Below are 11,847 nucleotides of genomic sequence, written 5' to 3' on the forward strand. Positions count from 1 at the left end.
AATTGCAAAAAAATGGCCTCTTTGGATGCTGGTTCAATCCAAAGAGGCCATCTAGCAGCTTCTTACCAGCTCAGGAGCTCGTAGCCCGTTTCCGTTACCACAAGCTGAACCTCCCACTGAGCGGAAGGCATGCGATCGGCTGTGCGAACCGTCCAGCCGTTCGGGTCGGACATGTCGATGTCATGCGCACCCATATTGATCATGGGCTCGATGGTGAAGCAGCTGCCCGGCGCAAGCACCATGCCGGTGCCCGGCTCGGACACGTGGCTTACGAACGGGTCTTCATGGAACTCAAGCCCAATACCGTGGCCGCCGAACTCGCGCACAACCGAGAACCCCTGCGCGTGCGCGTACTCGTGAACCGCAGCGCCCACGTCGCCGAGCAGCCCCCACGGCTTGACCGCGGCAAGGCCCGCCTCAAGCGCCTTCTTCGTTTCCTCCACCAAACGGCGCTTCTCGTCCGAAACGTTACCGATGCAGAACATGCGGGACGAATCGGAGAAATAGCCGTTGAGGATGGTGGAGCAGTCCACGTTAACGATGTCGCCGTCTTTCAGCACGTCGTCGGGCGAGGGGATTCCATGGCACACCACTTCGTTGATGGATGTGCACACGCTTTTCGGATAACCCTCGTAGTTCAAATCGGCAGGAATGCCGCCGTGCTCGACGGTGTAGTCGTAAATCCACTTGTCGATTTCCTCGGTGGAAATGCCCGGCCCGATGCGTTCGGCCACGTAATCAAGCACGCCGATGTTAATGGCCGCGCTTTTCTTGATGCCCTCGATATCTGCAGCGGTTTTCAGCAGGCTGCGCTGCGGAACTTCGAAACCCTGCTCGTAAAGCTCCTGCAGACGCTCATCGGAATCAAGGTGGCACTTCTTATACTTACGCCCGCTGCCGCACCAGCATTCGTCGTTGCGCCCGGGGCTTTTGAGATTGTCGTACATGCGATTTCCTTTCGTTTTGCGGCCTATTGTAACGCTGTTAGCTTCGGCTAAACCTTAAAACCACGCGAATACAGACGCCGTGCGCAAAGTAGACTGCGGCCACTCTCCCAGCAAAACGCGCTGCCGCAAATAAGGAAAGCCGCCGAATGCTCGACGGCTTTCCGCTTCGTTTCGCTTTTCGCAAGCCGCGCCGGTCCTACCTGCAGTCAGCGCTGCCGCAGACAGCTAGCCGCGAACCTCGGCCCCCGTGGCGCCGCAGACCTTCTTCACAAGCTTCGCATGCGCCTTGTCAACCTCTTCGCTGGTGAGCGTGCGGTCAGCTGCGCGATACGTCAGCGCATACGCCATGGACTTCTTGCCGGCGCCGATGCGCTCCTCGTCGCGATACACGTCGAACAGACGCACATCGGACAAAAGCTTGCCGCCAGCAGACGTCATGCACTGCTCCAGGCGCTCGTGCGTAACGGACTCGTCCACCACAAATGCCTGGTCAATGGACACTGCGGGGAACGTGGGCACGTCAACGTAGTCGCGCGCCGGGCGAGCAGCCTTCGCCAGCGCGTCCACGTCAAGTTCGAACGCCACAACGGGCGCCTGCGCATCGTAGGCAGAGCAAGCCAAAGGATGCACCTCGCCAACCCAGCCAAGCACCGTACCGCCCGTAAGCACCTGCGCGGCGCGACCAGGCTGCAAATGCGGAGCCTCGTCAGCGGAAAGCGCCTTGTAGCGAACCTTCGGGATGGCCAGCTCGCGCATGAGGTTTTCCACGGCGCCCTTGCCGTCGAAGAAGTCGAACGCCGCCGGCTGCTGATTCCAGCCCGCATCGGCAAACGCGCCCGCCATGACGCCGGCAAGCTTGCGACGCTCCTTCGGCTGCTTTTTGCCCTCGTGCGCGTAGAACACCATGCCCTGCTCGTAGAGCTGGATGTTCTTCACGCCGCGCGCCTGGTTGTGCGCAACCGAGCGCAGAAGGCCAGGGATGATGCTTTGGCGCATGACCGACTGGTCGGCGTTCATGGGGTTGATCAGCTCCACGGCATCGCCAAGACCGTCCTTGGGCATGCGCAGGCGGTCGAGCTCGGTAGGTTCGGCGAACGAATACGTCATGGTTTCGTTCAGGCCGCTGGCGCACATGGTGCGGTTGATGGTGGCCAGCACGTGCTCCATGTGCGAGCGAACGCCAAAGCGCCCGCGGCCGCCCGGCAGCGTTTCGGGGATAAGGTCCATGCCGTACAGGCGCAGCACCTCCTCGTACAGGTCGATTTCGCGCGGCAGGTCGGGACGGAACGTCGGCGACACCACGTCAAGCACGTCGGGATCGGCGGAATCGGAAACCTTGCAACCCAGGCGCTCGAGAATCTCGACGATGAACTCGCGCGGGATCTGCGCGCCCATCATGCCGCAGAAGCGCGGGATGCGGAACTTCAGATGCGCCTCTTCGGAAACAAGCGGCCACTGGTCGATGATGCCCAGGTCATTGGCCGAGCAGGCGCTGACCGTGCCACCTGCAACTTCGGCGATAAGCGCCGCCGCGGCAGCCGAACGCACGTCGATGTCGTGGTCGTCCACGCCGCGCTCGTAGCGCATGGAGCTTTCGCTGATAAGACCCAGGTTACGGCTGGTGCGGCTGGTGCGACCCGCCTCGAACGTTGCCGCCTCCAGCAAGATGTCGACCGTTTCGTCGGTGACTTCGGTGTCAAGACCGCCCATGACGCCCGCAAGCGCCACCGCGCCGCGCTCGGGCGTGGAGATGACGGTCATGTCGCTGGTGAGCGTACGCTTCTCGCCATCAAGCGTGGTCAGCGGCTCGCCGTCTTGCGCGGCGCGCACCACGATGTGCGCATGGCCGTCGGCGTTCTTCAGCTTGTCCAGGTCAAACGCGTGCAGCGGCTGGCCGAACAGGAACAGAATATAGTTAGTAACGTCAACGATATTGTTGATGGAACGCTGTCCGATGGCCGAAAGACGCTCGACCATCCAGTCAGGGCTGGGGCCAACTTTGCAGCCGCGAATGACGCGCGCCGTATAGCGCGGGCAGCGCACGGCGTCGTCGATGGTGATCTTAACCTCTTCGTCAATGGGCGTTGCCGAGGCATCAAGCTGAAGCTTCGCCGCCATCTCGGGCAGCGGGTCTTTCCAATCGCGACGGTACATGGCGCCCACCTCGCGTGCCAGGCCGGCAATGGAAAGGCTGTCGGGGCGGTTCGGAGTGATTTCCAGGTCAAGCACCGTGTCGGTAAGCCCGACATATTCCGCAAACGGCACGCCCACCGGGGCATCCTCGGGCAGAATCATGATGCCGCTGTGGTCGGAGCCGAAGCCCAGCTCGCGCGCAGAGCAGTTCATGCCGCAGCTGGCAACGCCGCGCAGCTTGGACTTCTTGATTTTCACGTCGCCGGGAAGCTCGGCGCCCACCATGGCGGTGACGATGTGGTCGCCTTCGTTGAAGTTCTGCGCACCGCACACGATTTGCAGCGGCTCGGGTTTGCCGTCCTTGCCGAGGTTTTGCTCCCCCACGTCAACGGAGCACACCCACATGTGATCGGAATCGGGATGGTGCTCCTTCTTCAGAACCTTGGCGGTGACCACATGGTCGAACGTGGCGCCAAGCGTTTCAACGCCTTCTACGCCCGTGCCCGTCAGGTCAAGCTTGTCGCAGAACGCCTTGATGTCCGTGGGCACCTCAACGTATTCGTTCAGCCATTTCAGCGATACTTTCATTGCTGTTTACTCCTTAGAACTGGCGAAGGAAGCGCATGTCACCCTCAAGGAGCATACGCAGGTCGGGGACGTTGTACTTCAGGCATGCAACACGCTCGACGCCCACGCCGAACGCGAAGCCCGAGTACTGCTCGGGGTCAACGCCGGACATGCTGAGCACGTTCGGGTCGACCATGCCGCAGCCCAGGATTTCCAGCCAGCCCGTGCCCTTGCACATGCGGCAGCGCTCGCCGTCGTGCAGATGGCCCGTGCCACCGCACACGCCGCAGCTGACGTCGGCTTCGGCAGAGGGCTCGGTAAACGGGAAGTAGTGAGCGCGGAAACGCGTTTTGCGGTCGGGACCGAACATTTGCTTGCAGAAGTAGTCCAGCGTGCCCTTCAGGTCGCCAAACGTGATGCCCTTGTCTACAACCAGGCCCTCAACCTGCGTAAACTGCGGCAAGTGGCTGGGGTCGGCAACGTCGCGGCGATACACTTTGCCCGGCGCGATGATGTAGATGGGCGGCTTTTGCTGCTCCATGACGTGCACCTGCACGCCTGAGGTTTGCGTGCGCAGCAGCACCTTCGATTCGCCGCGCACCGCCGACGCCTCGCCCGAGCGGTCCACCACGTAGAACGTGTCCTGCATGCTGCGGCTGGGGTGATCGGCCGGGGCGTTCAGGGCCTCGAAGTTGTAATAATCGGTTTCCACCTCGGGGCCTTGCGCAACGGTGTAGCCCAAGCCCAAGAAGATCTCGGAAATTTCGTCGGTGATGCGATTGATAAGGTGGCGCGTGCCAACCTGCTGGCTGCGGCCCGGAAGCGTCACGTCGACGGCCGCCGCGCTGATGGCAGCCTCGAGCTCCTGCGCCTCAAGCGCGCGCTTGCGATCTTCAAGCGCAGCCTCCACCACGTTGCGCACCTCGTTCACCGTTTTGCCGACGGCGGCGCGCTCTTCTTTCGCCACCTGGCCCATGCTGCGCAGGTAGCCCGTCAGCGTACCGGCCTTGCCCAGCACGGCCACGCGCACCTCGTCAAGCGCGGAAGTGTCAGCCGCCGCGCTGATGGCAGCAAGCGTGCTTTCGCGCAACGCCGCAAGTTCGTCCACGATTGCCATGTGTCCGATCCCTTTCTGTTTTAGTTCGTCCGCATTCGCGACCCAATAAAAAAGAGCCCTCTTCGCCATTGGCCTGGGGTTTCCCAGTCCAAGGACGAGAGAAGGCTCTCGCGGTACCACCTTGGTTGGCAGCTGCGTGCTTAAAGCGCGAACCGCCCGCTTCATTTGCTTCGTGACGGGAAGCGGCCGTCGCAGCCTACGTAAACGTCCGCGCAAAAGCGCCCCGCGTTCAACTGCGATGCTCGGAAGGGAATCAGCTTGCTTGCCGCCCGGGTTCTTTCAGCCGATGAAACCCGTCTCTGCCGACCGCAATGATGCGAGCTGCTGTCTTCGTCGTTGCATGTGCCCATGAAGTATACCGCAACGAACGCGTGAGTGGGCATTTTTTCACGCCGCGCGCACGCGCAGCGAAGGCACCGCCGCAGACGTGCCCTTGCGCCCGAACGTCAAGGCGCCCAGCACCTGGTGCAACCCGCGATACACTTCCGTATTCGTTCGAGCTCTTCCACGCGATTCGAGGTGTTTTCAGGATGAAGCGGGCGAACGACGGCTTCTCGAGGCCGATGGCCATTCGGATTCGAGAAAGCCGTCACCAACAACGGAAGTGACAGCGAAGCCAGACGGCTGCGAGGCTGCAGTACCCGCAAAGCAAAGCGGCACTGCCTCGTACTTCGCTCACCGCAAGGTCAATGCCGTGCTGGCCATTGCATGCTGCGCAGCGCTTGTGGTGCTGTTCGTGCTTGCGCTTGGCGCGGGCCGCGCGGGCGTAACGCCAAGCGACGTGGTGGGAATCCTTGCGAACGCGCTGCTGGGCACGGGCGCAAGCTATTCCGATATGGCCACGAACATCGTGCTTAACGTGCGCCTTCCGCGCGAGGTTGCCGCCCTGCTTATTGGCGCGGCGCTTGCCATTTCGGGCGCAAGCTATCAGGGCCTGTTCAGAAATCCTATGGTATCGCCTGATATTTTGGGCGCATCGTTTGGCGCCGCGCTGGCACTGCTGTGGAACTTCGACAACCATGCGGTGCAAGTCATGGCGTTTATCATGGGCTTCATCGCCGTAGGGCTGACGTATTTCAGCGCCCGCAGCATCAGGCGCGGCGGAAGCCAGATTCTGCTGCTGGTGCTGTGCGGCCTTAAATGGGCTGCCGCTACGCTGCACCCCGAACTGTTCAGCGACCTTGACATCAACAGCAAGGTGAAGGACTTCTACAAGACGTACCTGAATTACAGCTTGACCGACAGCGACGTCGAGCTCATCCTTGCCGCGAAGAACCCCGCGTAGCGCGCAACGGCTTTGCCACACGCCAGTGATATCATGGGGCTCCTATCCACTTGCGATAAGGAGCCTCTTTTCATGACCACCCCCGTTATTCGCCTTGCAACCAGCGCGGATTCCGACGCCATTCTGGACATCTATACGCCGTACATCGAGACGCCCATCACGTTCGAGGAGGACGTCCCCTCGCGCGAAGCCTTTCAAACACGCACGGACGGCATCCTGGCGGCGCACCCCTTCCTGGTTGCCGAGCTTGACGGGGCCATTGTGGGTTATGCCTATGCGCACGAGCTGCGCGAGCGTGCCGCTTTCCAGTGGAACGCAGAGCTTTCCGTGTACCTGGCACCGGCTGCGCAAGGTCATCGCCTGGGCAGCGCGCTGTACCGTGCGCTTATCGATTCGTGCGCTGCGCAGGGCATCAAAGTTGTATATGGCATTGTGACCAGCCCAAACGTTCCCAGCGAACGGCTGCACAACTCCTTCGGGTTCGAAGTAATGGGCCTACAGCGCCACGCCGGATTCACGTGCGGTGCCTGGCATGACGTCACGTGGTACGTGAAGTACCTGGCCGACGCGTTTAATGACGATCCCGCCGCACCAGTGCCGTTTCCCCAGCTATGCCGCACGCAACCGGAAACGGTCGGGCGCATTTTGGACGCCGCCAACGACAGCATTCGTCGAACATGCGAAGACAAGGCAACCGTTGCGTAACAGCGCCGCAAAATCGCATGACGCGCAAGCGCGATAGCCATACAGTATGAATCGCGCCTCGCAGGGCTTCAAACTCACCCTGCGAGGCGCGTTGGTTTCCGACTATGAAGCGAAGGCACCACGATGAAGCAGTTCTTTCAACGCATGACGTACAAAATGGCCGTTTGGATGCAAGGACGTTACGGCAACGACGATTTTTCAAACGGCCTGGTGGCGCTGGGCATCATCACCATGCTGCTTTCCATTTTCCCGCACTGCGGATGGCTATCCTACATTGCGCTGATTGCGCTGGTCATAGCCATATGGCGTACGTGCTCGAAAAACATTTCGAAGCGCTCAAGCGAGAACCAAACGTACCTGCGCGTAACGGCCAAGCCGCGGCGCAGCTATGAACTGGCGAAAAAGAAGTGGGTAAACCGCAAGACCACGAAATACTTCCGCTGCAAAGGCTGTGGGCAGGAGTTGTCCGTGCCGCGCGGCAAAGGCACGCTGCGCGTGGTGTGCCCGAAGTGCAAGAAAGAAACGCAGATGAAGTCGTAGCTGCCGCTCAACAGGGTCAGCAACGCAGAAAAGCGCCTGTTCGGGCGCTTTTCTTTTACTAGGCTGCAGCCGGCTCGGAAAGCGGCAGGAAGAAAACAGGTTCGTCAAGACGATAAGGCGCCGTTCCCCCTCCCCCTTTTCCGAAACGCCGTCCCTGTTATCGCACAGCTAAAACCATGCCGCTATCTGCGCTTGCGCAGAATATCGGACACCACCCACACGGATAAGATAAACGCGCCCAAATAGCCGAAGAACGACAGCACGGGCACGCCCAGCCAGCGCGGTTCCATGGAAGACAGCGCCACCATGGACGAGCCGATGAACAAGCCGGCAATGATGATGCCAAGCGTCAAGCGATTCACGATAAGCGCCAAGCTGCTCATGGGGGCTTCCGAGCCAAGCACCTCCATGTTCACCTTCACCTGGCCGCGCGTGAACATGCGCAGCGCCTGCCCCGCATACTTCGCCGTATCAAGCGATCCTTTGCCCGCGCCGCGCAACGCAAGCGTTAGGTCCTGCATGGCATCGATCAGCTCGCTTTTCGGATCCTTCGTGCGCTGAATGTGCGCGTTGATGATGGATACCATGCTCTCGTTCGGAATAAGCGGCATGACCGTGCCTTCAAGCGTGACGATGCCGCGCGAAACGCTGGTGATGGACGGCGGCAGCGTAACCTTGCACTGGCGTGTAAGGTTGAGGATGTCGGTAAGCAGCTGGCCCACATCGATTTCGGACACGTCGCACGAGCCGTAATCTTTCAGCAGCAAATCCAGGTCGGCCAGAAAGCGCGTGTGGTCGATGGCCCCGTTGTCGCGCTGGATGGCGAACGCCAGAAGCGCGTCTTTCAGCTCGGACGAGCTTTGCATGCCCACCGCGTTGATGATGGCGCCGAACCCCGCGCGGTCGCGCGCCGACAAGCGGCCCATCATGCCCAAGTCGATGTACACGATTTTCCCGTCGCGCACAAGCATGTTGCCCGGATGAGGGTCGGCGTGGAAAAACCCGTGGTCAAGCACCTGCGTGGCATAGTTGTCCAGGATTTTCTTGCCGATTTCCTCCAAGTCGTAGCCTGCGGCGCGCAACTTGTCGAAGTTGTTGATGGGAATGCCGTCGACGTATTCCATGACCAGGATGTTTTCGCGGCACAGCTCGGGATACACCTTCGGGCAGGCAATATAGTTGACGTCTTTGTTCAGCAGCGCGAATTCCTGCAAATTGGCCGCTTCTCGCTTGAAGTCGGTTTCCTCCAGGAACGTTGCCCACAGTTCCTCGACCACGTCGCGCACGTCAAGCATTTGGTCGTCTTTCATGACGCGCGAGGCCTGCCGCGCAACGATGCGCATGATGTCGATGTCCTGCGCCATGGTGGCGCGAACGCCCGGCCGCTGGATTTTCACCGCAACAACGCTGCCGTCGGCCAGGCTCGCCTTGTGCACCTGCGCCAGCGAAGCGCTGCCGAGCGGCGTTGGATCGATTTCCGCGAACAGCTGCGTGCGCTGCGCCCCGTAGATGTCGTCCATGGCGGCAAGCATTTCGTCAAACGGCAGCGGGTCGCTGCTAGCCTGCAGCTTCTTCAGCTCGTCGCAATACGCTTTCGGCAGAATTTCGGAACGCGTTGACAACGTCTGCCCGATTTTCACGAAGCTTGGGCCCAAATCCTCAAGCATGGACCGAAACGATTCCGGCGTGAACCCCTTCGTGAAGTGGTGCTTCTGCATGATGGTGTAGAACTCACGCAACCTGCGGATGCGCGTTTTGCGCGTGAGGTCGAACTGGCCTTCGGGGTCAAGCGTGGCACCGGAGCCGAAAAAGTATTTCAGGAATGTGTTTTCTGCCATGAAAGCGCACAGCCCCGCTATTCAGCAGCAGCTGCAGGAGCTTCCTCGGCCGTTTCGGGCGCGGCAGCAGCTTCGGCGGGCTCGGCTTCAGCCGCAGGCTGCTCTTCGGTTGCCGGCGCAGCCACGGGACGGGCGGCAATTTCTGCCGCCTTCGCGGCGAACGCAGCGCGCTCTTCGGGCGTCATGACCGACATGCGGGCTTCAAGCGCGTCGAAGCGCATGGACTCAACAGCCGCATCAGCCTTGCGCTTAAGCTCCGTGTTGATCTGCTTGCCTTGGTCTACCGTCAGCTCACCCTTCGAGATGAGCGTATCTACCAGGTCTTTCGCCTTCTCGCCCGTAATGGCCATGGCGCCAACGCCTGCCAGGAAAATGTCTTTGAAACCATCACCGATCGTAGCCATAACAGCCTCCCCTTTTTCGAAACGGCGCCCGATACGCGGGCCTTATCCTACCATGATGCACTATTGCGACGGGAGGGACAACGGCTATTGCCGACTTGAAAGCGAACCGATACCTTACGCTGCCCGGCGGTCGCGCCACGTCGGCTCGATGACAGCGTGAGGGAATTCCGCGATATCGAACGCGGGCGCCGCCGCGGGCTGCTTGTCCTTGCGGCCTTCGAGCATGGTTGCGCACGCCACTGCCACCACGATGATGGCGGCTCCGGCAAGCCCGCGCCCGTCGAGCATCTCGCCGAGCATGGGAAGCGAGAACACAGCCGTGAACACCGGCTCGCCGGTAAGCAGCAGCGAAACCGTGGACGATTTCAACACCGTCAGCGCCTTGTTTTGCAGGAAGAATGTCAGGCACGTTGAGGCAAGCGCCAGAAACGCGATGGTGTCCCATGCAAGCGGCGTGACGGCGGCAATGTTGACCACCGGCTCCGCCACCAGGGCAAACGCCAACGAAATGACCAGCGTTGCCGCAATTTGGGTGCCCGCAACGGTGCAGACGTCAAGGTTTTCCAGGCCGCGCTCGCCGAACACCAGCGCGCCGGCAAGCGCCACCGACGACAGCAACGCCAGCGCCTCGCCCAGCCCGAACGTCAACGTGCCGCCGTTGCCGCACAGCAGGAACAGCCCCACCACCACGGCGCCCTGAAACGGCAGGAACGCCACCGGATAGCGCTTGCGGTTCACCAGCGACGACAGAAGCGGCGCAAACACCACCGGCAACGCCACCAAAAAGCCCACGTTCGTGGCCGTGGTCAGGTCGAGCGCCACGTTGCACGCAATGTAGGAAAGTGCCATGCACACCGCCGCCGGCAACCACGAACGCACGCTGACCTGCCGCAACTGACGCACGATGCGGTGCCCGAACAGGGCGCCGAACACGACAAGCGCCAGGCTAAAGCGCAGCACAAGGCACCACAGCGGCGTGATGTCGCTGTAGGCGATTTTCGTGAGCACGTTGCCGAAGCCGAAAATCACGGTCTGCAGCACCACCAAGGCAATGAACAGCCATCTTTTCGTTGCGTTCGCCATGTTTTTTCGCGTTCCTTTCCTACGCGCGCCGCATTATAAGACGCGCAAAATGCCAAGCCCTGCAAGGGGGCTTTTTCCTATAACGTTGTTCCGGATTGATTCGTATGGTATGGCTTTGCCTAATGAAAGTAAAACGGGCAATTCTTACAATGAAATAAAGAAACCCTTATCTTTGCAGGTAAATACCTTGTACACGTGAACAATTCTTGCCACAATAGCAGGCGAATGGCCTTGCCGTTCACATTTCCCTCGCAAGTCACCGCAAGCGACAGGAGATACGCATGGCGAACCAAAAGTACGAGGCGTTTTTGCACATCGCCGAAACCGGCAGCTTCAAGCAAGCCGCGCACGACCTGGGCTACACGCAGGCCGGCATCAGCTACCTTATCAGCTCCATGGAGCGCGAGCTGGGCATCCCGCTGTTCGTGCGCGATTACGGCGGCGCGCACCTTACCAGCGAAGGCGCCGAACTGCTGCCCTGGATCCGCAACATCTGCAACGACGAGCGTCAGCTGGCCGGGCGCATTGCCGAGCTGAAGCACCTTGAAAGCGGCGTGGTGCGCGTTGCCGCGTTCACCAGCGTTTCCATCCAGTGGTTCCCCGGCATTGCCAAAACGTTTTTGGCGAAGCATCCCGGCATCGATTTGCAATTGGTGTGCCTTGACAACGAAGACGATCTTGAGCAGGCCGTTTGGCGCGGCGACGTTGACTGCGGGTTCTTCGTGGTGCCCATCAAGCAGCCACTTGAGGCCTTTTCGCTGTACCACGACCCACTAATGGTGCTGCTGCCGCCTAACCATGCGCTGGCCAACGCCGCACACGTTCCCGCGCGCACGCTTGCCGAAGAGCCCTACATCTGCCTGCAAAGCGGCACGCTTTCCGAGATGGCCGCGGTGTTTCGCAACAACGGCGTAGACCCGCACGTGCGGTTCACCATCGACAACGACTACGCCGTTATGAGCATGGTAAGCGCGGGGCTGGGCTTCAGCGTTTTGTCCAGCCTGCTGTTGGACACCACGCCGTTTCCTTTGGCCGTGGTTCCGCCGCAGGTGGAAACCACGCGCGAGATAGCCATTGCCGTGCGTTCCATGGAAACGGCATCGGCGGCCACGCGCGCGTTCATCGAAACCACCCGCACCTGGGTGGCGAATCGCTATCACCAGGAAAGCTAGCGGCCGGCAACGCAGCGGATGGCCTGCGTACCGCTGCCGAGCCGAAACTCGAGACC

Annotated in this window: 10 protein-coding genes; 4 read left to right on the top strand and 6 right to left on the bottom strand. The window is 60.8% G+C overall.

The genetic code is table 11. The annotated features are described in order from the left end of the window. Positions 1–62: 62 nt before the first annotated feature. The 3 genes from ACWI6D_RS03670 to pheS form a co-directional block, all read right to left on the bottom strand. Entirely contained in the window at positions 63–947 is an 885-nt protein-coding gene (locus ACWI6D_RS03670; RefSeq protein WP_302937683.1) for a methionyl aminopeptidase, read from the bottom strand. 225 nt (positions 948–1,172) lie between these two features. Continuing rightward, positions 1,173–3,668, bottom strand: a complete 2,496-nt coding sequence (gene pheT, locus ACWI6D_RS03675; RefSeq protein WP_449133695.1) for a phenylalanine--tRNA ligase subunit beta — start codon at positions 3,666–3,668, stop codon at positions 1,173–1,175. Positions 3,669–3,681: 13 nt separating this feature from the next. Beyond that, positions 3,682–4,764, bottom strand: coding sequence for a phenylalanine--tRNA ligase subunit alpha (pheS, locus tag ACWI6D_RS03680; protein WP_129423886.1), 1,083 nt, complete (start codon positions 4,762–4,764; stop codon positions 3,682–3,684). Positions 4,765–5,368: 604 nt separating this feature from the next. Here pheS and ACWI6D_RS03685 point away from each other — a divergent pair. The 3 genes from ACWI6D_RS03685 (at position 5,369) to ACWI6D_RS03695 (ending at position 7,294) form a co-directional block, all read left to right on the top strand. Then, positions 5,369–6,049 carry an iron chelate uptake ABC transporter family permease subunit gene (locus ACWI6D_RS03685; protein ID WP_449133696.1) on the top strand — a complete coding sequence of 227 codons (681 nt, stop codon included), beginning with the start codon at positions 5,369–5,371 and terminating at the stop codon, positions 6,047–6,049. A gap of 72 nt (positions 6,050–6,121) precedes the next feature. Next, entirely contained in the window at positions 6,122–6,754 is a 633-nt protein-coding gene (locus ACWI6D_RS03690; protein WP_449133697.1) for an N-acetyltransferase family protein, read from the top strand. A gap of 123 nt (positions 6,755–6,877) precedes the next feature. Further along, positions 6,878–7,294, top strand: a complete 417-nt coding sequence (locus ACWI6D_RS03695) for a hypothetical protein (RefSeq protein ID WP_302718814.1) — start codon at positions 6,878–6,880, stop codon at positions 7,292–7,294. Positions 7,295–7,476: 182 nt separating this feature from the next. Here the strand turns inward: ACWI6D_RS03695 and ACWI6D_RS03700 are convergent, their stop codons facing one another. From ACWI6D_RS03700 to ACWI6D_RS03710, 3 genes are all read right to left on the bottom strand, one after another. Further along, the gene (locus ACWI6D_RS03700) at positions 7,477–9,132 is read right to left on the bottom strand and encodes an ABC1 kinase family protein (protein ID WP_449133698.1); all 1,656 of its coding nucleotides are present in this window, start codon (positions 9,130–9,132) and stop codon (positions 7,477–7,479) included. A 17-nt stretch (positions 9,133–9,149) separates the two neighbouring features. Continuing rightward, positions 9,150–9,536, bottom strand: coding sequence for a phasin family protein (locus ACWI6D_RS03705; protein ID WP_302937668.1), 387 nt, complete (start codon positions 9,534–9,536; stop codon positions 9,150–9,152). A gap of 114 nt (positions 9,537–9,650) precedes the next feature. Next, positions 9,651–10,619, bottom strand: a complete 969-nt coding sequence (locus tag ACWI6D_RS03710) for a DMT family transporter (protein WP_449133699.1) — start codon at positions 10,617–10,619, stop codon at positions 9,651–9,653. Positions 10,620–10,900: 281 nt separating this feature from the next. Here ACWI6D_RS03710 and ACWI6D_RS03715 point away from each other — a divergent pair, with 281 nt between their 5' ends. Further along, positions 10,901–11,791: a LysR family transcriptional regulator gene (locus ACWI6D_RS03715; RefSeq protein ID WP_288284246.1), complete on the top strand. Its 891-nt coding sequence runs from the start codon at positions 10,901–10,903 to the stop codon at positions 11,789–11,791. The last annotated feature ends 56 nt before the right edge of the window (positions 11,792–11,847 follow it).

This window comes from Senegalimassilia sp., from assembly GCF_977052095.1.